Origin of the sequence: Rhizobium sp. BK212 (assembly GCF_014197475.1) — a bacterium.
Lineage (GTDB): Bacteria > Pseudomonadota > Alphaproteobacteria > Rhizobiales > Rhizobiaceae > Rhizobium > Rhizobium anhuiense.
On the sequence record NZ_JACIFS010000001.1, the window covers coordinates 994,395 to 1,017,427 of the forward strand.

The following is a 23,033-nucleotide window of genomic DNA, read 5'->3' on the forward strand; positions in this document are numbered from 1 at the left end:
CTGTGGCAAGAAGACACGTAGATCAAAGTGTTACAGCGTCGTTTGTGCGTCCTATATGACGCTCGGCGCTGTAAGGGAGGAAGATCGCCTGAGATGAAGGGAATTCGCCAGCTTGCCAAACATCTCGACATTTCGATCGGAACCGTATCCCGTGCGTTGAACGGCAAGCCCGACGTCAACGACGAAACGCGCCGACGGGTGCTTGCCGCCGCCGAGGAGCTCGGATACGTCGCCAACCAGTCGGGCCGCAGCCTTCGCCAGGGCATGACCAACGTCATCGGGCTGATGCTCGAAGTCAGCCGCGAGACGGTCGAAAACAGCGACGACTTCTTCCTCGGCGTCACCGACGGGCTGCAGAGCGTCTTTTCCCGTCACAAGCTCGATCTCGTCATGCTGCCCTGTCCCGATGACGAGGATCCGCACGAATATCTGAAGCGCATGGTGGCGCGCCGCCTGGTCGATGCGCTGATCATCTCCGCGACGCGACGCACCGACCGGCGCATCGAGCTTCTGGAAAAGGCCCGCATCCCCTTCGTGGCGCTCGGCCGCAGCGCGTTCGGCGGCAGCTATACCTGGATGGATCTCGATTTCGAGGGCGTGGCGGCGCGCGGCGTCGACCGGCTGGTCGCGAAAGGCCACCGGCGGATCGCGGTAGCCGCCCCCTCCTCCGACATCAATCTCGGCTACATCTTCCTCGACAGTTACCGCCAGGCACTGCAACGGCACGGCATTGCCTTCGATCCGGCTCTCGTCATCCGCGTCAAGTCGAGCGAACAGGGCGGCTATCAGGCTGGCCACGAATTGCTGATGATCAAAGAGCGGCCGACCGCGATCATCCTGATCCACGAGCTGATGGCGATCGGGCTTTACCGGCGGCTGGCCGAGGCCGGCATCGTGCCCGGCCGCGACCTCGCCGTCGTCGGTTTCCGCGAGGAGCCGCGCACCCATTTCCTGCAGCCGTCGCTGACCTCCTTCCGCATGTCGCTGCGCGATCTCGGGGCGCAACTCGGCGAAACCCTGCTCGCCACCATGCCGGCCTATGCCGATCATTATCCGCAGGGCGCCCGCAACCGGATCTGGCCGCTGGAACTCGTTCCCGGTGAAAGCGACGCTTTCACCCTGACAGCCTGAACCTTTCTCAGACCCGGCTCGCCGCCGCCGCATGCTCCCGTTGCGACAGCTGATGCGTGACGACGAAGACCAGCAGGGCGCCGGCAGCCAGGCAGGCGGCCAGGAAGAACATCGGCGCGATCGTGCTGCCGCTTGCTTCCTTGATCCAGGGCACGACGTTCTGGGCGACGAAGCCGCCGAGATTTCCGACCGAATTGATGGCGGCAAGGCCCGCTGCAGCACCCGCCCCCTTGAGGAAACGGGAGGGCAGGCTCCAGAAGACAGGCTGGGGTGCGAAGATGCCGGCAGCGGCGACGCAGAGGAAGGCGAATTGCAAAGCGTGGTTCGGGATCAGCGCCGAGAGCAGCAGGCAGGCAGCGCCGATGAAAGCGGGAATGACAATATAGGGCGTCTTCGATGGCGCCTTGTCGGCCATGGCGGGAACGGCATAAAGCGCGACTGCAACCAGCACCCAGGGAATGATGTTGAGGAAACCGTTCACCGTGTTGCTGACGCCGAAGGCCTGGACGACGGTCGGCAGCCAATAGCTGAGCCCATAGGCCGAAAGCGGAAAGGCGATATAGCAGAGCGCCATCAGCAGCACGCGCGGGTCGATGAGCGCCTTGAAGCCGTTTGAGGCATTCTCGCCCATGCCGGCATTTTCCGAGGCAAGCCTGCGTTCGAGCCAGGCCTTCTCCTCACCGCTGAGGAAGCTTGCGCTTTCGGGCCGGCCGGGAAGATAGAAGAAGGTGACGATGCCGGCGATGACGGCCGGAACGCCCGTCGCGAGGAAGACCCACTCCCAGCCGGCAAAGCCGTAGAGACCGTCGAGATCGAGCAGCATACCGCCGAGCGGCGCGCCGACGGCATTGGCGATCGCGCTGAAGATCATGAACAACCCGACCATCCTGCCGCGATAGGCCGAGGGAAACCAGAGCGTCAGCAGATAGAGGACGCCGGGAAAGAATCCGGCTTCGCAGACACCGAGCAGGAAGCGCAGGATGTAGAACATCGTTGCGTTCTGCGTGAAGGCGAGCGCGACCGTGACGAGGCCCCAGGAGACCAGGATGCGCGCAAACCAGACGCGGGCGCCGAGCCGGTCGAGGAAGAGATTGCTCGGCACCTCGAAGAGGAAATAACCGATGAAGAACAGCGAAGCGCCGAGGCCATAGGCATATTCGCTTATATCAAGCGCATCGACCATCTGCAGCTTGGCGAAGCTGACATTCTGCCGGTCGATATAGGCGATGAGATAGAGGATGCCGAGAAAGGGCATCAGCTTCCAGGTGATTTTCGAGATCAGCCGCTTCTCGTCGACCATGCGTATCCTCCGAAATGACAGTGCTTCGTCACGGCGTAGATAGAGCGGTCAGATGATAATCAATTGCGCGTTGCATTTTCTCACCCAAGTGCGACCAGTCATGTGGCCGCACCCGGGAGACCGGGTGCGGCCTGTCGTCGATCATTCGGCCGCGGCAACGGCGGAGCGGCGGCCGATCGTTGCCTGGGTCAGCACGAAGGCCGAGAAGGCGCAGAGCGCGATACCGGCGGCCATCGGAACGGCGGTGCCGTCGAAGAAGACGCTCGATATGACCATGGCGACGGCGGCGATCACGAAATGCAGCGTGCCCATCAGCGACGAGGCCGTGCCGGCGATCTCGCCGTGATCCTCGAGGGCGAGCACCGCGCTCGTCGGAATGACGAGGCCGAGGAAACCGTAGCCGATGAACAGGAAGGTCGCCATCACAGGCAGCTGGTTGAAGCCGGCGGCCATCACCACCGCCATGACGACCATGGCAAGGGCAAAGGCGCTGACTGCAATCCGCATGACGCGCATGAGGCCGAACCGCTCGCCGAGCCAGCCCGTCGCCTGCGATACCGCGAAGAAGGACACGGCGTTGATCGAGAAAGCGAAACTGTATTGCGTCGGCGTCAGCCCATAATGCTGGATCAGCACGAAGGGCGAGTTGGCGAGATAGACGAGGAAGCTCGAAATGCCGAGGCCACCGATGAAGGTCAGGGTCAGGAAGTTGCGGTCGGTGAGCAGCAGCCGATAGGCGGCCATAGCGCTCTTCAGACCGCTGCCGCTGCGCTCGTTGACGGAGCGGGTTTCCTCGAGCTGGGTGGCGAGCAGGACAAGGCCGATGAAGGCGGCGATCGTCACTGCCCAGAACACGCCGCGCCAGCCGTAGAATTCGATGACGGCGCTGCCCGTCAACGGCGCCAGGATCGGCGAGATCGAGAAGACCAACATCAGCAGCGACATCAGGCGGGCGGCCTGCACGCCGGTGTGCATGTCGCGGACGATAGCGCGCGGAATGACCATGCCGGCGGCTCCGCCGATCCCCTGAACGAAGCGGAAGGCGATCAGCGTTTCGATATCGGTGGCCAGCGCACAGCCGATCGAAGCGACGGCGAAGAGGCCAATACCGAGATAGAGCGGCAGCTTGCGGCCCCACATATCCGACAGCGGACCGTAGACGAGCTGGGCGAGCGCAAAGGAGATGAAGAAGGCGAGAAGGGTGAGCTGGGTGACGTTGTTATCGGCATGCAGATCCTGGCCGATGGAGGGCAGCGCAGGCAGATACATGTCGATGGCGAAAGGCCCGATGGCCGACAAAAGGCCGAGAATGAGGGCAATGCGAAAGAAGGAAGCCGTCATAATGGTGATCTTTCTTAAAAGCGCAGCGGAGGTACCGGATCGTCGCTCCGCGACTTTGCTCTTAGAGCGCCATGCGTCCTCTCGGACGCACAAAGGGACGCTCTAATCTTTGAATTTACGCATCGTGCTTTCCGAAAATCGAACCGATTTTCGGGCCGATGCGCTAGGGTTCAATGATGATCGTTCGCGCGAAGACGAAGTTGGGAGCTCATATCTCCAGCGGCAAACCAAGAGTGTCAACAAATTTGGACACGGATGTAAAATTAGACGCCATTGTCTAAAACGTCAAGACGTCTTATCTTCGCTCTCATGAAAGATCGCATGACACCGGCAGCCCGGATTGGAGGGCATACGCAGCGCGGCCAATGCGCCAAGCGCATGTCGATCCTCGATGCCGCCGCCGACGTCTTCTGCCGCCAGGGTTTTGCCGGCGCCAGCATCGACGAGATCGCCGCAGTCGCCTGCGTATCCCGCCAAACGATCTACAATCACTATCGCGAGAAGGAAACGCTGTTCGTCGCCGTCGTCGAAGACGTCATGAACCGCGCCAACGCCATGCTCTTCTCGGTGCTGTCATCTTTCCCGGACAACGCCGACGATCTTGAGGGTGAACTGACGGCTTTCGCCGTGCGCCTCAATAAGAACTGCATCTGCAACCACGATGGAAAATTCTTGCGCAAGCTGGTGCAGACCGAAGGCGAGCGGTATCCGCACCTCTTCGAAAGCTGGCGCCAGCAGGGGCCGGGCAAGCTGATCACTGCCCTTTCCGCACTGTTCGCGCGGCTTGCCCACAAGGGAACGCTCGTCATCGACGATTTCGACGTCGCCGCCCGGCAGTTCGTCGCGCTCGGCAATGCCGACCTGCAAATGATGATCCTTCTCGGCGCCACACCCACCGATGAAGAGCTGGAAAAGGCGGCGCGCAACGCCGTCCGTACTTTTCTCAAGGCCTATGGCAGGCCGGTGGCCGAAAAGGCCGGCCAGCAGCCGCAACTCGCAGCCATCTCAGGCTGATCAGGCCTCCTCTGATCGGGGCCCTCTGATCAGGCAAAGACCGTCATCTGCGAAGGCACGACCGCGAACATGCCGACGCGGCGCGCGGCAAGATATTTCACCAGCTGTTCGACAACCGAAGGCATGACCGGCTTCTGGACCACGCCGACCGCACCCTTGACCCCATCGGCGACGATTTCTGGATTGCCGGTCATGAAGACGACCGCGATGCCATGCTCTTGCGCCAGCCGCCGGCCGATCTCAGGCCCGGTCGGGCCGTCGGCGAGATTGACGTCGACGAAAGCGATATCGGCAAGCGGCGCCAGCCGTAACGCCTGTTCGCAATCATTGGCAAGGCCGGCGACCTGCATCCCCATGCCTTCCACCGTCGCCTCGAGATCGAGCGCAATCAGGAATTCATCTTCGACGATCAATACTCTCTGTTTCATCAGATCATCTCGTTGCCAGCGCCGCACGACATTGGTGGCCATGATACGTCCCCTTGTTACGCCTATACTTCGAAAGAGGGATCCGCTCCGCCAGCCTGTCCTTCAAGCGAAACTCATGGCGGTAACGGGCAACTCGAAGATATGTTCCGCGGTGGAACGCGATTTGCCATATTTAAGATATTGTTAACGTTGATAAATTCTTAATAACAAGGAGATGGAGAAGAAGGCGGAGCCGGATCGCGCTCAAGCTCGAGGCTACATCTTATGGCTGAAGGCGCGATAAGACGGTATAACCTTGCGTTACCTCAAACGAGAATCATATTGAGAAACACATTTATCGTTCTGGCCGCCGTGATCATCGGCTTGTTCGCTTACACCAAATTGATGGCCGGGGTCGGTTCAAGCTCGCCGCCTGCGGATGCGCCTTTCGAGCAACGGGCTGACCTCATTCGCGTTTATAAATCCGAACGCCGCATGGTCCTTCTCAGAGGCGATGCCGCCCTCTCGACATACCGGATTTCTCTTGGGTGGGCTGCCGACGAGGGTCCCAAGCAGCGAGAAGGTGACGAGAAAACACCCGAAGGACGGTATGAGATAGACTGGCGAAATCCCAAGTCCATGGCGCATCTCAGCCTGCACATTTCCTATCCAAATCCTGATGACCAGCGCAACGCTCAATCCGGCGGCTTCCCTCCCGGTGGCGCGATCATGATCCACGGCCTTCCCAATGGCTGGGGCCTGTTCGGAAACATCCATCAACTGTGGGATTGGACGGATGGGTGCATTGCGGTCACCAACGCGGAGATGCGCGATATCTGGGCTCGCGTACCCGACCATACGCCCATCGAGATTATGCCCTGAACTGTTGCCACGGCCTTTTCAGCCCTTGGCCTTCAGGACGAGGACCGGCTGGCTGCGATAGTCGGCGGGAAACAGCGACTTCAGGTTCTCGATTTTCGGCAGGTCGTTATAGACGATATAGGGATAGGTCGGATTGAGCGTCAGGAAATCCTGATGATAGGCTTCGGCGGGATAGAAGCCGGTGGCTTCGGACACCTTGGTGACGATCGGCTGGGCGAAGACATGCGCCTTGTCTAGCTGCTCGATATAGCTCTCGGCGACCTTGCGCTGCTCGGGATCGGAGACGAACAGCGCCGAGCGGTATTGCGTTCCCCGATCCGGACCCTGGAAATTCAGCTGCGTCGGGTTGTGCGCCACCGAGAAGAAGATCTGTAGCAACTTGCCGTAACTCACCTGATTCGGATCGAACTTGACCTGAACGGATTCGGCGTGACCCGTCGCGCCGGTGCTCACGGTTTCATATTGCGCCGTTTTGGCATCGCCGCCGGCATAGCCGGAGACGGCGCTCTTAACGCCCTTCACATGCTGGAAGACGCCCTGGACGCCCCAGAAACAGCCGCCGGCGAAAATGGCCGTCTCGGTGCCGGATCCGGCGGCCTGGTCAATGGCTGGCGGCGGGATGACGACCGCCTCCTCGGCCGCCGCTACGCCACACGCACTGAGCGACACGACGGCAGCGGCAAGGAACGCGGCAAGGCGCCGGCGATGGGAAGACGTGGACATTGCGCTACCTCCTGCGACAGCCCAAATTCTTGCGCATCCTTGCAAAACCCGCAAATCACAAGCCGGTCACTCACGCCGATGTGACAGCTGGACGAAAGCCCCTGTGCGAACATGAAACAGCGCTCAACTTGAGTTGACAATCCCGCGAGGAGTGAGGAGAGTGCCGCCGATCAGAGCCTGCATTTCCGGGGGGAACCTATGTCCGTGCGCTCGTTCTTTGCATTCGCGACAATCGCATTTTTTTCCACGATCGCCGTCAGCCTTCCCGCCGCCGCTGCGGACACCAAGCGCGACATCCAGACGATCAAGGACGCCGATTTCTTCGGTTTCGATCTTCGCACCGAGCAGAATGTCTCGCTCGATCAGTGCAAGACCTCCTGCATCGGCGACAAGAGCTGCAAGGCCTTCACCTACAATCCCAAGGTGAAATGGTGTTTCCTGAAATCCGATTTCAAGACGATGAATGCTTTCCCCGGCGCGATCGCCGGCAAGATCGTCGAAACATCAGGCAAGCAGGAGCCCGAAATCGGCGCCGCACCGCGCCTGACCTTCCTAACCAACGACCTCATCCAACAGGCCCACGACTTCAAGGACAATCTGGCGCTTGCCGACGACCAGCAGGGCCAGGGCGTCGACAGCCTGACGGCCAACGCCCGCATCGACCTCACCGCCAATAATCTGGCCGAGGCGCTGAAGTCCTTCCATGGCGCGCTGTCGATCACCCCTGACGACGCCGATCTCTGGCTCGAAACCGCCCGCGCCGCCGCTTCGCTCGGCAACGCCGAGACCAACACATCAGGACAGGCCGTGCTCGACGCGCTGAACGGCTACGAGCTGACGCGCACCAAGACCAAGCGCGCCGAGGCGCTCGCCGTCCTCGCCGACGCCCTGGACCGCAACGCCAATTACCGCCCGGCGCTCGACGCCTACAAGGCGAGCCTGGCGCTGGTTGCCTCCGACGATGTTCAGACTGCCTACCTGCAGCTGAAATCGACGCAGGGCTTCCGCATCACCGAACACACCGTCGATGCCGACAGCGCCACGCCGCGCGCCTGCGTCACCTTCTCCGAGGCGCTGGTCAAGACCACCGACTACACGCCCTTCGTGACGCTGAACGGGGCAGCTCCCAAGGCGCTGGAAACCAAGGACAAGCAGATCTGCGTCGAGGGGCTGACGCATGGCGAGACCTACAAGATCGCTTTCCGCACCGGCCTGCCGTCCTCCGTCGACGAGGCGCTCGAAGCACCCGTCAGCATCGACGTCTATATCAAGGACCGCAGCCAGATGGTGCGTTTCACCGGCGACAGCTTCGTGCTGCCCTCGACGGCGCGCCGCGGCATCCCGATCGTCTCGGTCAATATGACCTCGGCCAACTTGAAACTCTACCGCATCGGCGATCGCGCCATCGCGCCGCTGCTGACCAATTCGCAGTTCCTGAGCCAGCTCGATGGCTACAGCGCCCAGAACATCCAGGACCAGAGCGGCGAACTCGTCTGGCAGGGCTCGATCGACATCGCCAACGAGCTCAACAAGGACATCGTCACCAGTTTCCCGGTCGACGAGGCGCTGCCAGAGCGCAAGCCCGGCATCTACGTGATGACCGCAACGGCGGCCAACGCCCCGGCGCAGGAGTGGGATTCGCAGGCGACGCAATGGTTCCTGGTCTCCGATATCGGCATCACCACCTATGCCGGCACCGACGGACTCAACGTCTTCACCCGCTCGCTCGCCTCGGCAAAGCCGATCGCAGGCGTCGAGCTGCAGCTGCTTGCCAAGAACAATGAGGTGCTCGGCACCGCGACGACCGACGAAAACGGCCGCGCCACCTTCACCGCCGGCCTGATCCGCGGCACGGCGGCACTGACGCCCGCCGTCATCACCGCCCGGAACGGGACCTCGGACTACGTCTTCCTCGACATGACGCGCGCCGGCTTCGACCTTTCCGACCGCGGCGTGACGGGCCGCGCCGCCCCCGGCGCGATCGACGTGCTGACCTTCACCGAACGCGGCATCTACCGCGCCGGCGAAACGGTGCATGCCCAGGCGCTCGCCCGCGACACCGACGGCAACGCCATCGAGAACCTGCCGCTCACCTTCATCTTCAGCCGTCCGGATGGCGTCGAAGACCGGCGGATCGTCAGCCAGACCAGCAATCTCGGCGGTTATTCCATCGATTTCCCGACCCAGGAAACCGCCATGCGCGGCACCTGGACGATGAACATCTATACCGATCCCAAGGGCAGCGCGATCGCGAGCAAGAGTTTCCTGGTCGACGATTTCGTCCCCGATCGCACCGACATGGAGATCAAGACCGAGGCCAAGGAAGTCGGTCCGGACACGCCGGCGACGATCACCGTTTCGGGCAAATATCTCTACGGCGCCCCGGCCGCCGGGCTGACGCTCGAAGGCGATGTCGTCGTAAAGCCGACGCGTGAGAGTGCTGTCTTTAAGGGCTTTCTGTTCGGCCTCGCCGACGAAGAGGCGAGCGAGGATTCGCGCCTGCCGATCGATGGCCTGCCGGAACTCGACGAGAACGGCGAAGCCTCGACGGACCTGACCATCAGCGACCTGCCGGCCACGACGCAGCTGCTCAATGCCACTGTCTATGTGAGAATGCAGGAAGCGGGCGGCCGCGCCATCGAGCGTTCTCTGAGCATTCCGGTGAAAAACGAGCGGGCGTCGATCGGCATCAAGCCGGAATTTTCCGGCGACCTGCCGGAGAACTCGATCGCCAACTTCACGGTGATCGGCGTCGATGCCGCCGGGCAGAAGCAGGAGGCGAAGAGCCTCCGCTGGAAATTCTACAGCCTCAATCGCGAATACCAATGGTATCGCGAGGGAACGGCGTGGAAATACGAGCCGGTCTACACCGCCGAGCAGGTTTCCAACGGCAGCGTCGACGCGACGATGGATGGCGGCAAGATTTCCGTTCCGGTGACCTGGGGCCGATATCGCCTCGAAGTGGAAAGCCCGGATGCCGACGGCCCGACCTCCAGCGTCGAATTCGACGCCGGCTGGTTCGTCACCTCGACCTCGACCGAAACGCCCGACGGGCTGGAAATCGCGCTCGACAAGGACAGCTACAAGATCGGCGAGACCGCCAAGCTGAAAGTCACCTCGCGTTATGGCGGCGAGCTGATGGTGACGGCCGGCACCGAAAAGCTGGTCGCCGTGCAGAACGCTGCGATCGGCGATACCGGCGGCGAGGTCGACATCCCCGTCACAGCAGACTGGGGTGCCGGCGCTTATGTCACAGCCACGCTCTTCCGTCCCGGCGATGCCCAGGACAGCCATATGCCGATGCGCTCGATCGGCATCAAATGGCTGAAGGTCGATCTCGAACAGCGTGCGCTGCAGGTAACGCTCGCAACACCCGAAAAAATGCTACCGCGCGGGCCGCTCGATATCGGCCTGCAGGTGACGGGCGCCGGCGCCAACGAGGACGCCTATGTGACGGTTGCCGCCGTCGATGTCGGCATTCTCAACCTGACGCGCTACGAACCGCCGAACCCGGAAGACTGGTATTTCGGCCAGCGCCAACTCGGCCTTGAAATCCGCGACCTCTATGGCCGGCTGATCGACGGCTCGCTCGGTGCGACCGGCAAGCTCAGGACCGGTGGTGACGGCGGCGCCGTGGCGCTGCAGGCAAGCCCGCCGACGCAGAAGCTCGTCGCCTTCTTCTCCGGGCCGGTGAAGCTCGACGCCGAAGGCAAGGCCCATGTCTCCTTCGACATTCCGCAATTCAACGGCACGGCGCGCGTCATGGCGGTCGCCTGGTCGAAATCAGGTGTCGGCCACGGCGTCAAGGATGTCATCATCCGCGACCCTGTCGTGGTGACCGCAAGCCTGCCGAAATTCCTCGCCCCCGGCGACAAGGCCAATCTGCGCCTCGACATCGCCAACACCGACGCGCCGGCCGGCGATTACAAGCTGCAGCTGACCGGCAATGATGCCGTCGGCATCGAACAGGCTTCCGCCGCGCAGACGATCCGCCTCGAGGCCGGAGCGAAATCCGAGTTGACGCTTTCGCTCGTCGGCAAACAGCCAGGCGCCGGCAGCGTCTCGATCAACCTTTCCGATGCTTCCGGCCTGTCGCTCGACCAAACCGTCGACGTGCCGGTGCGCCCTGCATCGCTGCCGATCACCGAACGGCGGGTGCTGGCGCTGAAGCCGGGAGCAAAGCTCACCGTCGACAAGAACCTGCTGGCCGATAGCGTGCTGCCCGGCGCCTCGATCAGCGTCAACGTCACACGTTCGGCCGCCTTCGATATCCCGGCCTTGCTGATGACGCTCGACCGCTATCCCTTCGGCTGCGCCGAGCAGACCACCAGCCGGGCGCTGCCGCTGCTCTACCTCGCCGAAGTGGCAAAGCAGGCCGGCACGGCAAATGACGAGGACGTGCACCAGCGCGTGCAGGACGCGATCTACCGCGTGCTCTCCTACCAGGCCTCGGCCGGTAGCTTCGGCCTCTGGGGACCGGATTCGGGCGACGTCTGGCTCGATTCCTACGTCACCGATTTCCTGACGCGGGCCCGTGAAATGAAATATGACGTGCCGGAAAGGGCCTTCGTGCAGGCGCTGGAAAACCTGCAGAACACTCTGTCCTACACCACCGACATCAAGGGCCAGGGCGATCAGATCGCCTATGCCATCTACGTCCTTGCCCGCAACAAGAAGGCCGCGATCAGCGATCTGCGCTACTATGCCGATACGATGATCAACGACTTCCCGACGCCGCTCGCCAAGGCGCATATCGCTGCGGCACTGGCCCTCTATGGCGATGCGCAGCGTTCGAAGAATATCTTCCTCGACGCGCTGCAGATGTCGGAGCAATCGATGGTGTCGCGCGTGAACCTGTCGCGCACCGACTACGGCACGATCCTGCGCGATGGTGCTGCGATCCTGGCGCTCGCCGCCGAAAGCCGGCCGGTGCCGCCTGTCATCCCGGAACTCGCCAAGGCCGTCGGCAAGGAATGGGGGCGCAGCAAATATAAGAGCACGCAGGAAGAAACCTGGATGCTGCTTGCCGCGCGCGCCATTCAGGGCGGTGACGATGGACTGAAGGTCGATGTCAATGGCGCGCCGCATACCGGCGCCTACATGGCCCGCATGACCGGCGATGCGCTCGCCGACCATCCGCTGACGCTGACCAACCAGACGAACGACACGGTTTCGGCTGCAGTCACCACCGTTGCCGCCCCCACAGTGCCGCTGCCGGCCGGTGGCGACGGCTTCATCATCGAGCGCAGCTACTACACGCTCGACGGCGAAGAGGCGAATGTCAGCGAGGCGAAGCAGAACGAACGCTACGTCGTCGTCATCCATGTGCGCGAAACCAATGACTGGCCGTCGCGCATCGTCATCACCGATCTCCTGCCCGCCGGTTTCGAGATCGACAATCCGAATCTCGTCGACAGTGCCCAGATGACGAATTTCGATTGGATCGGCGAGATCTCGGCCGCCCATACCGAATTCCGCTATGACCGCTTCGTTGCAGCCTTCAACCGCGCAGCAGGCGACAATCGCGAATTCAACGTCGCCTATGTCGTGCGCGCCGTTACCCCCGGCACCTACGACCATCCGGCGGCAAGCGTCGAGGACATGTACCGGCCGGAGCTTTCGGCCCGCACGGCGACCGGCAAGATGGAGGTCGTGGCAGCGCAATAATGAAGCGGTGGCACAAGATCGCGATCGGATCCGCGGCCGGCATTGCTTTTGCCGGCGCGGCTCTCTTTGCGCTCGACGCTGCCGACAAGGCCTATCCGCCGCCATTGGACAGGGCGAATGCCGTCTCCGCCGAGGTGCTGGATGCCGACGGGCAATTGCTGCGCGCCTTCGCGACCTCAGAAGGCCGCTGGCGGCTGAAGACGGCGGTCTCCGACGTCGATCCGCAATTCCTGCGCATGCTGATCGCCTATGAGGACCAGCGTTTTTATGATCACGGCGGCGTCGATCCCTGGGCGCTCGGGCGTGCCGCCATGCAATTGGTCGGCAATGGCCGCATCGTTTCCGGCGCCTCGACCCTGTCGATGCAGGTGGCGCGGCTGATCGAGCCGCGCGAAGGGCGTTCGCTTTCGACAAAGCTCCTGCAATTGGTGCGCGCCGTGCAGATCGAGCGGCGGCTGTCGAAAGAACAGATCCTCGATCTCTACCTCACGCATGCGCCTTATGGCGGCAATCTGGAAGGTGTGCGCGCCGCAAGCCTTGCCTATTTCGGCAAGGAACCGCGCCGCCTCACGGTCGCAGAGGCGGCTTTGCTCGTCGCCCTGCCGCAATTGCCGGAACGGCGCCGGCCGGACCGCAATCTCAAGGCAGCCGAGGCTGCGCGCAAGCGTGTGCTTGACCGTGTGGCGGTGGCGGAAGCCGTGGGCGATGGCGAAGCGGAGCGTGCCGAGGGTGTCGCGGTCCCACCGCGGCGCATGCAATTGCCCGCACTTGCCGCCCATGTCGCTGAAGCCGCGCTGCGCAAGGAGCCTGATGTCCTCAAGCATCAGACGACCTTGAAGAAGCAGGTGCAGCAGGGGCTGGAATCGGTTGCGCGGGCAGCGGCCATGAAGCTCGGGCCGAAGCTGTCGCTCGCCATGGTGATGGCGGATGCGCAAACCGGCGTGATCGTCGGGGAGGTCGGCTCGGCCGATTATTTCGACGCCAGCCGCTCCGGCTGGATCGACATGACCCGCGTCAACCGCTCGCCGGGCTCGACGCTGAAGCCGTTCATCTATGGGCTCGCCTTCGAACAGGGATTGGTGTCCCAGGAAACGATCATCGAAGACCGGCCCGCCGATTTCTTCGGCTACCGGCCGCGCAATTTCGACATGAGCTATCAGGGCGACGTCACCGTGCGCGAAGCGCTGCAGCTTTCGCTGAACGTGCCGGCGGTCAAGCTGCTCGATGCGGTCGGGCCGTCGCGACTGATGGTGCGCTTCCGCCGCGCCGAGGTGCGCCCGGTGCTGCCGCCGAATGAGACGCCGGGGCTGGCGATCGGTCTTGGCGGCGTCGGCATCACATTGAAGGATCTGGTGCAGCTCTATACGGCGCTCGCCAATCGCGGCCAGCCGGCAAGGCTCGGCGACGGTGTCACCGGCGCACCGGGCAAGCTCGACGGCGAACCGCTGCTGGAGCCGGTCGCGGTCTGGAACGTCGCCGATATTCTCTCCGGCGTCATTCCGCCCGCCGGCGCGCCGCAGCGCGGCATCGCCTACAAGACCGGCACGAGCTATGGCTATCGCGACGCCTGGTCGGTCGGCTATGACGGGCGCTATGTGCTCGGCGTCTGGGTCGGACGGCCCGACAATAGCGCCGTGCCGGGATTGACCGGCTATGGCACCGCAGCACCCATCCTGTTCGAGGGCTTCGCCAAGTCCGGCATCGCAACGACGCCGCTGCCCCGCCCGCCGGCCGGCGCCATGCGCATCGCTCAGTCCGAGCTGCCGATCAGCCAGCGCCGTTTTGCGCTGAATGCCAATGGCCTGCTCGTCGCCTCCGGTCGCGAGGCAGCACCGCAGATCATCTATCCGCCCGAGGGCGCGCATGTAGATCTCGGCGCTGGAACAGGCAACCTGTCACCCCTGATGCTGAAGCTGCAGGGCGGCCGCGCGCCGTTCCGCTGGCTTGCCAACGGCGAGCCGCTGCCCGACCTCTCGCGCCGGCGCACCCAGCAATGGCTGCCCGATGGCGGCGGCTACTCGAAACTGACCGTCATCGACTCGGCCGGGAGGGCCGCAAGCGTGGGCGTCTTCATCGACTAACGCATCGTGCTTTGCGCGTCTGAAAGGACGCGCGGCGCTGTAAGGGAACAAAAACCCGGGCACAACCGTTGGAGAGGGTCTCCCTCCAACGTCAGACGGCCTCATGACACTTCCGACCGCGACCTACCGGATCCAATTCCGCAACGGCATGACTTTCGATCGCGCCTGCGACCTCGTCCCCTATCTCAAGACGCTTGGCATCAGCCACCTCTATACCTCGCCGATCTTTACCGCCGTCAGCGGCTCGACCCACGGCTATGACGTGACAGACGCCAACGAAATCGACCCGACGCTTGGCGGCCGGGCCGGATTCGAGCGGCTGACGGAAAGTCTCGCCTCGGCCGGCATGGGACTGATCCTCGACATAGTACCGAACCACATGGCGGCCTCGCCGGAAAACGGCTGGTGGCGCGACGTATTGGCATTTGGCCGGCAGAGCGCTTATGCCAGCCACTTCGACATCGACTGGAGCGAGCCGCTGACCCTGCCACAGCTCGGTCAGGATTTCGATCGCGCTCTGGCCGGCGGCGAGCTGCGCATCGCGCTCGACGAAACGCATGGCAATTTCGCGCTCGGTTACTTCGAGACGCTGTTGCCGCTGAACCCCACGAGTTACGGCGCCCTCGCAAACCGGCTCGACGATCCCGTCGCCACCCGAATGGCGGAGGCTGCGGCCGAGACGTCCGGCGAGGATTTCAACCGCACGATGCGCGATATCCTCTTCGAAGGCGGCGATCGGGCCATCCTCCAGCAAAAGCTCGACGAGGTCTCGGCCGATCTCGATTTCCTGAGAAGCCTGCACGAGGAACAGCATTGGCGGCTGACCCACTGGAAGGACGCGGCACGGCATCTGAGTTATCGCCGTTTTTTCGAGGTGACCGGCCTGGTCGGAACCCGCGTCGAAGATCCCGCGGTGTTCGAGGACATGCACCGGCTGGTGATCGAGCTGGTGCGCCATGGCAAGGTGCAAGGCCTGCGCATCGACCATGTCGACGGGCTGGCCGAACCCAAGGCCTATCTCGACAGGTTGCGGGAGGCGGTGGGACCAGACACCTATATCGTCGTCGAAAAGATCCTCGGACGCGGTGAGGTCCTGCCGGAGAACTGGCCGGTCGCCGGCACCACGGGATATGAGTTCATCGCCGCGCTCAGCGAGCTGTTTATCGAAGGCAGCGGTCTGCGCATATTGGACGGAGCCTATCGCAGCCTCGCCGGCGAGACCGGCAATCTCGAAGAGAGCCGGCAGATTGCCAAGCGACTGATGGTCGAACGCAATTTCGCCGGCGAGACCGACAGGCTGGTGTCGATCGCGGCAGGCATCTTTCCCGAGCTGAAAAGAGACGAGATCGCCACCGCGCTCTGCGAACTGCTGATCGCCTTTCCCGTCTACCGCACCTATGGCGACGGAGGCCCGCTTTCCTGGCAGGATGCAGCGGTCCTTGCCGGGACCGCGTCGCAGGTTTTGCCAAAGCTCGATGATCGCAGTGCCTGCGACCATGTGCTGAAGCTTCTCGAAGGCAAGATCGAAGGTGATGCGGCCCATGCGTTCCGGATCCGCTTCCAGCAATTGAGCGGGCCAGTGATGGCGAAAGCGACAGAGGATACGCTGTTCTATCGCTACAACAGGCTGCTTGCCGCAAACGAAGTGGGCGGCGAACCGGGCAAGGCGCCCGGCGGCATGGAGGAATTCCACCGTCGCATGGCCGAGCGGGCGCGGCTGCAGCCGCATGGGCTTTCGGCGAGCGCCACCCACGACACCAAACGCGGTGAGGATGCGCGCGCCAGGCTTTACGCGCTGAGCGAGGGCGCGGATGTCTTTGCCCAGGCGGTGGAGCGTTGGCGCGACATGAACCGGCCGTGGCTGCAGGAACTGGCGGATGGCATTGCACCGGAGCCGAATGTCGAATGGATGCTCTATCAGGCGCTGGCCGGCATCTGGCCGGAAGACTTCGACAGAGGACGGACGGAAGAACTGCGCGAACGCCTTGCCGACTACGCGGTCAAAGCCGTGCGCGAGGCGAAACTGCGCGGCGATTGGACGGAACAGAATGCCGCTTACGAGGAGGCGGTGACGACCTATGCCACGGCGCTGGTTTCACCTGAGAATGACGCCTTCCTCGAAGATTTCGAAAGGGTGCTGCAGCCCTTCATCGCGGCGGGTTACCTCAACAGCCTGTCGCAGACGCTGCTCAAGCTGACAGCCCCCGGCATTCCCGATATCTACCAGGGTGCGGAGGGTTTCGACTTCAGCCTGGTTGATCCCGACAACCGTCGGCCGGTCGATCATGAACGGCTGGCGGCCTGGCTTGATGAAGCCGGGCCGATCGCCAAGCTGCAGGCGGCGGCGCTGAAACAGCGCATCGTCGCGATCGGTCTGCAGTTGCGCCAACGCTATGTGGACCTCTTTGCCAGAGGCGACTATCTGCCGCTGAAGGTGACGGGCAACCGCCGCGATCATGTGCTCGCCTTTGCCCGGGTGCATAAGAGTGATTTCGCGATCGTCGCCGCGCCGCGGCTGATGTTCGGCTGGCTCGACCCTGGCGTGCTCTTTGCCGGCCCGGAATTTTGGGAGGATACGGCGATCGCTGTCCCCTCCCCGCTTCACGGGCTGAAGGCGGATCTGGTGACCGGAAAGACGATCGAGCCCGGGGGCAGCATCTCGGTCGCCGCCCTGCTCGGGAGCCAGCCGGTCGGGCTGATCACCCCATTCTGAGGCATCCAGCGCCAACGCATTGGACATTCGTCAAAATAGCGCTTGACCTTCCAGTTGCTGGAAGGTTCATAACCCCATCCAGATGCCGTTCCCGGCGCGGAGAGAGTTATGAATATCAAGCAAGAAGATGATCACCATCACAGCCACGCCCATGGCGACAATCATTGCCATTGCGGCCATGATCAGGAGAAGGCTGCCGACGCCATTGTCCGTGATCCCATCTGCGGCATGACCGTCGATCCGCAGGCCGGCAAGCCCTCACTCGACCATGGCGGCCGCATCTATCATTTCTGTTCCGAGCATTGCCGAACGAAATTTGCGGCTGCACCCGAGGATTACCTGACGGCGAAGGACCCCGTCTGCGGCATGAGCGTCGATCGCTCGACTGCGAGATATTTCCTGAAAGCCGAGGGCGAGAAATTCTATTTCTGCTCGGCCGCGTGCCAGGCGAAGTTCGAAGCCGACCCTGCAGCCTACCGCGATGGCCAGCGCCCGACGACAAAACCGGCGCCGAAGGGTACGCTCTATACCTGCCCGATGCATCCTGAAGTCGTCAGCGATCGCCCCGGCGACTGCCCGAAATGCGGCATGGCGCTGGAGCCGATGGGCATCCCCCCAGCCGACGAAGGCCCAAACCCGGAACTCGTCGATTTCGTCAGGCGGCTCTGGGTCAGCGCCATCCTTGCCCTGCCGCTGCTGGCGCTCGGCATGGGGCCGATGCTCGGCCTGCCGCTCCGCGAAGCGATCGGCGAGCCGCAGGCGACCTTCATCGAACTGCTGCTGGCAACCCCGGTGGTGCTCTGGGCCGCCCTGCCCTTCTTCCGCCGCGCATGGGCGTCCGTTGTCAACCGCAGCCCGAATATGTGGACGCTGATCGGTCTCGGTGTCGGCACCGCCTATCTCTACAGCGTCGTCGCCACGCTTGCGCCCGGCATCTTCCCGATGAGTTTTCGTGGCCATGGCGCGGCCGTGCCGGTCTATTTCGAGGCAGCGGCCGTCATCGTCGCGCTCGTCTTCGTCGGCCAAGTGCTGGAATTGAAAGCGCGCGAACGCACCGGCTCGGCAATCCGCGCTTTGCTGGACCTTGCGCCGAAGACAGCACGCCGCATCGATGCCGAAGGCAACGAAAGTGACGTGCCGGTGGACGATATCAATGTCGCCGACCGGCTGCGCGTTCGCCCCGGCGAGCGGGTGCCGGTGGACGGTTCCGTCCTCGAGGGCCAGTCGACCGTCGATGAATCGATGATATCGGGCGAGCCCCTGCCCGTAGAGAAATCGAAAGGCGATCCGCTGACCGGCGGCACGATCAACAAGAACGGCACCTTCCTGATGTCCGCCGAGAAGGTCGGCGCAGACACGGTGCTGTCGCGCATCGTCGACATGGTCGCCAAGGCACAGCGCTCGCGGGCGCCGATCCAGGGGGCGGTCGATAGAGTATCGGCCGTCTTCGTGCCGGCGGTCGTCGCCGTCGCCCTTCTTGCCTTCCTCGCCTGGGCCGCGATCGGGCCGGAGCCGCGCATGGCGAACGGCCTGCTTGCCGCCGTCGCCGTTCTGATCATCGCCTGCCCCTGTGCGCTCGGCCTTGCGACGCCGATGTCGATCATGATCGCAACGGGGCGTGGTGCTGGAGAAGGCGTGCTGATCAAAGATGCCGAAGCGCTAGAACGCTTCTCCAAGGTCGATACGCTGATCGTCGACAAGACGGGCACGCTGACCGAAGGAAAGCCGAAGCTTACCGATATCGCAGCCTTCGGCGGGGTCGGGGAAGACCGGCTGCTATCGCTGGCGGCAAGCCTGGAGCGCGGCTCCGAACATCCGCTGGCCGAAGCGATCGTTTCCGGCGCCGAGGAGCGCGGCGTCGCCTTCGTCGAGGTCACCGGCTTCGAGGCAACGACCGGCAAGGGCGTTCAGGGCATTGCCGACGGCACGATGGTCGCGCTCGGCAATGCGGCGATGCTTGCCGATCTCGGCATCGATCCGGCAGCACTTAGCGAGAAGACCGAAGCTCTGCGGGGCGACGGCAAGACGGTGATGTTCGTGGTGTTCGACGGCGCGCTTGCCGGGCTTGTTGCCGTTGCCGACCGGATCAAGCCGACAACGGCTGCCGCCATCCAGGCGCTGCATGACAGTGGGTTGAAGATCATCATGGCGACGGGCGACAATGAGCGCACGGCGCGGGCGGTGGCAAAAAGCCTCGGCATCGACGAGGTGCGCGCCGATGTGCTTCCGGAAGGCAAGAAGGCGCTGATCGATGAACTGCGTAGCAAAGGCGCTATCATCGCCATGGCCGGCGACGGCGTCAATGACGCGCCGGCGCTTGCCGCCGCCGATGTCGGCATCGCCATGGGCACCGGCGCCGACGTCGCGATGGAAAGCGCCGGCATCACTTTGGTGAAGGGCGATCTCACCGGCATCGTCAGGGCGCGGCGGCTGGCGGAGGCGACGATGCGCAACATCCGCCAGAATCTCGGCTTCGCCTTCGGCTATAATGCGCTCGGCGTGCCGGTCGCCGCCGGCGTGCTCTATCCGATCTTCGGGCTGCTGCTTTCGCCGATGATCGCCGCGGCAGCGATGAGCCTCTCCTCCGTCTCGGTGATTTCAAATGCGCTGAGACTGCGCTTTGCAAAACTATAGGAGATAGCGATGAATATCGGCGAAGCATCGGAACGGTCCGGCCTGCCGTCTAAGACCATCCGCTACTACGAGGATATCGGCCTCATCCGCCCCGAAAGGGGTGGAAACGGCTATCGCGACTATGCCGCGACCGACGTCCACAAGCTGCGTTTCCTGCAGCGCTCGCGCGGCCTCGGCTTTTCGGTCGAGGAATGCCGGCAACTGCTGGCGCTCTACGAGGACAAGGATCGGGCGAGCGCCGACGTTAGGGATATCGCTCAGACAAAGCTTACCGAGATCGACCGCAAGATCCGCGAGCTGACGGAACTGCGCCGGACGCTGGAGCACCTCGTGCATGCCTGCCACGGCAACGACAGGCCGGACTGTCCGATCCTCGAAGAGCTTTCGGACGGCGCCTGACCATTTCGCACGAGCAGGCCGATTCAGGCGGCCTGCATCAGGAAAGCGGTTGTATGTTCTGGTTGGCCGCCTGCGAAGTTTGAGCCCGCTCGTCGGGCTCGTCCTCTTCACCCTCGTCCAGCACGCCGTCATCCAGCCGGTGCTTGATCGCCAGCGCATAGATCACGTCGAGAATATTGCGGTCTCTGAGATGAGGATCGGTCAGCGCGAGAAGCGAGGCCCGGACGATCTTCTTGCTGGTGGCCTTCGGACAACGCGCCTTGACGAAATCATAGAGCGCCTCATCCGTCAGCCCTTCCATGGCGCCGTCCACGAGAGCTTCGTAGACCCGCTTCTTTTCCTTCATTCTTTATTTTTCCCCTGCAAATCAGCGGCGTCATGATCTGTCATGTAATTGTCACACACAATCGCCGATTTGAGGCGCCTGTCCACTGGAGAAGAATGTCCGATCGTGGTCCGGGCAGCATTCTTTTGGCTGATCAACTTTTTTGACCCGGCCGGGAATAAAATCGGCTGCACTTGCGTATACTCAATCATGGAACGCAAAGACCGCCCCTTCGATGTCATCGGACAGCTTGCAGCGCTGAGGCGCTATGCGCGCTCGCTGGTGCGCAATTCGGACGAGGCGGAGGATCTGGTGCACGATGCGCTGGTGCGCGCCTTCGAGAAGCGCAAGAGCTTCCGCAGCGGCGGCAACCTGCGCACCTGGCTGCTCTCCATCCTGCACAATGCCCATATCGACCGTCTGCGCCGGAACCGGTCGCTGACGCGCCGCCACGACGAGGCGGCTGTCGAAGCCGAGCAGTCGCTGCCGGCCGGCCAGGAACATGCTGTGCGCCTGCAGCAGGTGCGCGACGCCTTCTTCGACCTGCCGGAGGAACAGCGCGAGGCGCTGCATCTCGTCGCCATCGAAGACCTTTCCTACCAGGAAGCAGCCCAGGCGCTCGGCATTCCCGTGGGGACGCTGATGTCGCGCATCTCGCGGGCTCGCGCGCAGCTGCGCGAATTCGAGGAGAAGACACCACGCGTTTCGCATCTGAGAATTATCGGAGGGAACGGCAATGAAAGCAATTGATCCGATCCTCGATGCCGATCTCGACGCCTACGTCGATGGCGAACTCGATGTCGCCCGTCGCATCCAGGTGGAATCCTATCTTTCCGAGCATCCGGCGATTGCCGCCAAGGTGATGGCCGACCTCAGCGTCAAGGGCGAACTGCGTCTGGCGCTTGCCGGCGAAAGTGCCTTCGGCCGCCCCGAGACCCGCGATGCCGCCCGCCGGCTGGAACGTGGCCTTTCCTATGGCCGCATCTTCCATTCCATGCAGCGCATTGCCGCCGTCGGTATCCTGATCGCCGCCGGCTGGGTGGCGCACAATTCCTTCGGCGCCTTCTCGGCGACAGAGGTGTCGGCTTCCGTTCCGGCGCCCGCCTATGTCGAGGATGCCGTTCGCGCTTATCAGACCGCGGCCCTGCGCCAATCGATGCCTTCGCAGACATCGGCCACCTATAACGCTGACGACATCCGCGCCGCCACCGCGATCGTGATGCCCGAACTGCCTGGGGATTGGAAAGTTGCCGACGTGCAGATCTTCCCGTCCGAATTCGGCCCCAGCGTCGAAATGGCGATCGAGCAGTCCGATGGAAAGCGGCTGTCGCTTTTCGCCGTCCGCCCGGGCGCCTTCGAAGTCAAGCCGGTCAGTCATCTCACGCTTGAGAAAGCAGAAGCCGCCTATTGGCAGATCGGCGAGGTCGCCTATGCACTCATCGCCGACGATAGCGGTCTCAATCTCGACCAGGCGGCCGAACGGCTCGCCCGCTCGCTCTATTAATTCAAACCGAGGAGATCAGCATGAACCCGATCAATCCCCGCTACGGTGCCGTCGCCGGCTCCCAGGCCCTCTTCGACGAAGGCCTGCGCCAGCATATGCTGCGCGTCTACAACTATATGGCTCTCGGCCTCGCCATTACGGGCCTCGTGGCCTTTGTCGTCGGCTCGACGCCGGCACTCTACGTCCCGATCTTCGGCTCGCCGCTGAAGTGGGTGGTGATGCTTGCTCCGCTCGCCTTCGTCTTCTTCTTCTCGTTCAAGATCCAGACGATGTCGGCCAGCACCGCTCAGATCACCTTCTGGGCCTTCTGCGCCGTGATGGGCCTGTCGCTCGCTTCCGTCTTCCTGGTCTTCACCGGGATGAGCATTGCGCGGACCTTCTTCATCACCGCCACGATGTTCGGCGCCACCAGCCTCTACGGCTATGCGACCAAGCGTGACCTCTCGCGCATGGGCTCGTTCCTGATGATGGGCCTGTTCGGCATCATCATCGCCAGCATCGTCAACATCTTCCTGGGTTCGAGCGCACTGCAGTTTGCGATCTCGGTGATCGGCATCGTCGTCTTCGTCGGCCTCACCGCCTACGACACGCAGAACATCAAGGAACAGTATTCGGAGAACTTCGATCAGGAATCGAACCAGAAGCTCGCCGTTTTCGGTGCGCTCTCGCTCTACCTGAACTTCGTCAACATCTTCCAGCTTCTGCTCAACTTCACCGGCGAGCGGGAATAGGACTGCGCTTCTGGGGGCAAAGGAAGCGCAAGAGCGCCTGGTCTGCAGTCTGTGACAGGATGGCTGGCTGGGTGCTCACCTAAAGGAAACGGCCGGGCCAACGCCCGGCCGTTTTCGTTTCAAGCGAACCGCGTCAAATCGCACTCATGCGACGCGCTTTAAATCTTTGTCTTATGCATGT

At 63.0% G+C, this 23,033-nt stretch carries 16 protein-coding genes; 11 read left to right on the forward strand and 5 right to left on the reverse strand.

The features are described 5' to 3' along the window. Positions 1-93 precede the first annotated feature (93 nt). Complete coding sequence (locus FHT79_RS04735) at positions 94-1,131, forward strand: LacI family DNA-binding transcriptional regulator (RefSeq protein WP_183903005.1); 1,038 nt, start codon at positions 94-96, stop codon at positions 1,129-1,131. A gap of 7 nt (positions 1,132-1,138) precedes the next feature. On the opposite strand, the gene FHT79_RS04740 is transcribed toward FHT79_RS04735, so the two are convergent. Further along, positions 1,139-2,431: an MFS transporter gene (locus FHT79_RS04740; protein WP_183903006.1), complete on the reverse strand. Its 1,293-nt coding sequence runs from the start codon at positions 2,429-2,431 to the stop codon at positions 1,139-1,141. Between the two features lie 141 nt (positions 2,432-2,572). Further along, positions 2,573-3,772, reverse strand: coding sequence for a multidrug effflux MFS transporter (locus tag FHT79_RS04745; protein ID WP_183844760.1), 1,200 nt, complete (start codon positions 3,770-3,772; stop codon positions 2,573-2,575). Positions 3,773-4,045: 273 nt separating this feature from the next. On the opposite strand from FHT79_RS04745, the gene FHT79_RS04750 reads away from it, so the two are divergent. Then, positions 4,046-4,786 carry a TetR/AcrR family transcriptional regulator gene (locus FHT79_RS04750; RefSeq protein WP_063475951.1) on the forward strand — a complete coding sequence of 247 codons (741 nt, stop codon included), beginning with the start codon at positions 4,046-4,048 and terminating at the stop codon, positions 4,784-4,786. Between the two features lie 29 nt (positions 4,787-4,815). Here the strand turns inward: FHT79_RS04750 and FHT79_RS04755 are convergent, their stop codons facing one another. Further along, complete coding sequence (locus FHT79_RS04755; RefSeq protein WP_028756285.1) at positions 4,816-5,256, reverse strand: response regulator; 441 nt, start codon at positions 5,254-5,256, stop codon at positions 4,816-4,818. Positions 5,257-5,535: 279 nt separating this feature from the next. Here FHT79_RS04755 and FHT79_RS04760 point away from each other — a divergent pair, with 279 nt between their 5' ends. Then, positions 5,536-6,075 (forward strand): L,D-transpeptidase family protein, encoded by a 540-nt coding sequence (locus FHT79_RS04760; RefSeq protein ID WP_183903007.1) that lies wholly within the window; start codon positions 5,536-5,538, stop codon positions 6,073-6,075. Between the two features lie 18 nt (positions 6,076-6,093). Here FHT79_RS04760 and msrA read toward each other — a convergent pair whose 3' ends face one another. Next, positions 6,094-6,798 (reverse strand): peptide-methionine (S)-S-oxide reductase MsrA, encoded by a 705-nt coding sequence (gene msrA / locus FHT79_RS04765; RefSeq protein ID WP_097595613.1) that lies wholly within the window; start codon positions 6,796-6,798, stop codon positions 6,094-6,096. 198 nt (positions 6,799-6,996) lie between these two features. Between msrA and FHT79_RS04770 the strand changes: the two genes are divergently transcribed. The 5 genes from FHT79_RS04770 to cueR all read left to right on the forward strand — a co-directional run bounded on the left by FHT79_RS04770 (position 6,997) and on the right by cueR (position 20,292). Continuing rightward, positions 6,997-12,465, forward strand: a complete 5,469-nt coding sequence (locus FHT79_RS04770) for an alpha-2-macroglobulin family protein (protein WP_183903008.1) — start codon at positions 6,997-6,999, stop codon at positions 12,463-12,465. Beyond that, the gene (gene pbpC / locus FHT79_RS04775; RefSeq protein WP_183903009.1) at positions 12,465-14,546 is read left to right on the forward strand and encodes a penicillin-binding protein 1C; all 2,082 of its coding nucleotides are present in this window, start codon (positions 12,465-12,467) and stop codon (positions 14,544-14,546) included. Before FHT79_RS04770 ends, pbpC begins: the two co-directional genes overlap by 1 nt. 103 nt (positions 14,547-14,649) lie before the next feature. Further along, positions 14,650-17,259 carry a malto-oligosyltrehalose synthase gene (gene treY / locus FHT79_RS04780; protein ID WP_183903010.1) on the forward strand — a complete coding sequence of 870 codons (2,610 nt, stop codon included), beginning with the start codon at positions 14,650-14,652 and terminating at the stop codon, positions 17,257-17,259. A 108-nt stretch (positions 17,260-17,367) separates the two neighbouring features. Further along, on the forward strand, positions 17,368-19,893 hold the full coding sequence (locus FHT79_RS04785; RefSeq protein ID WP_183903011.1) for a heavy metal translocating P-type ATPase: 2,526 nt from the start codon (positions 17,368-17,370) through the stop codon (positions 19,891-19,893). Between the two features lie 9 nt (positions 19,894-19,902). Further along, positions 19,903-20,292 (forward strand): Cu(I)-responsive transcriptional regulator, encoded by a 390-nt coding sequence (gene cueR / locus FHT79_RS04790; protein WP_097543521.1) that lies wholly within the window; start codon positions 19,903-19,905, stop codon positions 20,290-20,292. 37 nt (positions 20,293-20,329) lie between these two features. On the opposite strand, the gene FHT79_RS04795 is transcribed toward cueR, so the two are convergent. Beyond that, positions 20,330-20,638, reverse strand: coding sequence for a hypothetical protein (locus FHT79_RS04795; protein WP_028759112.1), 309 nt, complete (start codon positions 20,636-20,638; stop codon positions 20,330-20,332). A 189-nt stretch (positions 20,639-20,827) separates the two neighbouring features. Here FHT79_RS04795 and FHT79_RS04800 point away from each other — a divergent pair, with 189 nt between their 5' ends. The 3 genes from FHT79_RS04800 to FHT79_RS04810 are packed head-to-tail and all read left to right on the forward strand — an operon-like array spanning position 20,828 to position 22,852. Continuing rightward, positions 20,828-21,367, forward strand: a complete 540-nt coding sequence (locus tag FHT79_RS04800; RefSeq protein ID WP_003553462.1) for a sigma-70 family RNA polymerase sigma factor — start codon at positions 20,828-20,830, stop codon at positions 21,365-21,367. Then, positions 21,354-22,121 (forward strand): anti-sigma factor, encoded by a 768-nt coding sequence (locus FHT79_RS04805; RefSeq protein ID WP_028759110.1) that lies wholly within the window; start codon positions 21,354-21,356, stop codon positions 22,119-22,121. The genes FHT79_RS04800 and FHT79_RS04805 overlap by 14 nt, the downstream gene beginning before the upstream one ends. Before the next feature lie 20 nt (positions 22,122-22,141). Continuing rightward, complete coding sequence (locus tag FHT79_RS04810) at positions 22,142-22,852, forward strand: Bax inhibitor-1/YccA family protein (RefSeq protein WP_028759109.1); 711 nt, start codon at positions 22,142-22,144, stop codon at positions 22,850-22,852. Positions 22,853-23,033 lie beyond the last annotated feature (181 nt).

What these genes read in the sequence shown, in the direction of transcription:
- cueR (WP_097543521.1), top strand. Translation starts at nt 19,903, where the DNA reads ATGAATATCGGCGAAGCATCGGAACGGTCCGGCCTGCCGTCTAAGACC.
- msrA (WP_097595613.1), bottom strand. Translation starts at nt 6,798, where the DNA reads ATGTCCACGTCTTCCCATCGCCGGCGCCTTGCCGCGTTCCTTGCCGCT.
- treY (WP_183903010.1), top strand. Translation starts at nt 14,650, where the DNA reads ATGACACTTCCGACCGCGACCTACCGGATCCAATTCCGCAACGGCATG.
- pbpC (WP_183903009.1), top strand. Translation starts at nt 12,465, where the DNA reads ATGAAGCGGTGGCACAAGATCGCGATCGGATCCGCGGCCGGCATTGCT.
- FHT79_RS04785 (WP_183903011.1), top strand. Translation starts at nt 17,368, where the DNA reads ATGAATATCAAGCAAGAAGATGATCACCATCACAGCCACGCCCATGGC.
- FHT79_RS04805 (WP_028759110.1), top strand. Translation starts at nt 21,354, where the DNA reads ATGAAAGCAATTGATCCGATCCTCGATGCCGATCTCGACGCCTACGTC.
- FHT79_RS04755 (WP_028756285.1), bottom strand. Translation starts at nt 5,256, where the DNA reads ATGGCCACCAATGTCGTGCGGCGCTGGCAACGAGATGATCTGATGAAA.
- FHT79_RS04745 (WP_183844760.1), bottom strand. Translation starts at nt 3,772, where the DNA reads ATGACGGCTTCCTTCTTTCGCATTGCCCTCATTCTCGGCCTTTTGTCG.
- FHT79_RS04795 (WP_028759112.1), bottom strand. Translation starts at nt 20,638, where the DNA reads ATGAAGGAAAAGAAGCGGGTCTACGAAGCTCTCGTGGACGGCGCCATG.
- FHT79_RS04735 (WP_183903005.1), top strand. Translation starts at nt 94, where the DNA reads ATGAAGGGAATTCGCCAGCTTGCCAAACATCTCGACATTTCGATCGGA.
- FHT79_RS04770 (WP_183903008.1), top strand. Translation starts at nt 6,997, where the DNA reads ATGTCCGTGCGCTCGTTCTTTGCATTCGCGACAATCGCATTTTTTTCC.
- FHT79_RS04800 (WP_003553462.1), top strand. Translation starts at nt 20,828, where the DNA reads ATGGAACGCAAAGACCGCCCCTTCGATGTCATCGGACAGCTTGCAGCG.
- FHT79_RS04740 (WP_183903006.1), bottom strand. Translation starts at nt 2,431, where the DNA reads ATGGTCGACGAGAAGCGGCTGATCTCGAAAATCACCTGGAAGCTGATG.
- FHT79_RS04810 (WP_028759109.1), top strand. Translation starts at nt 22,142, where the DNA reads ATGAACCCGATCAATCCCCGCTACGGTGCCGTCGCCGGCTCCCAGGCC.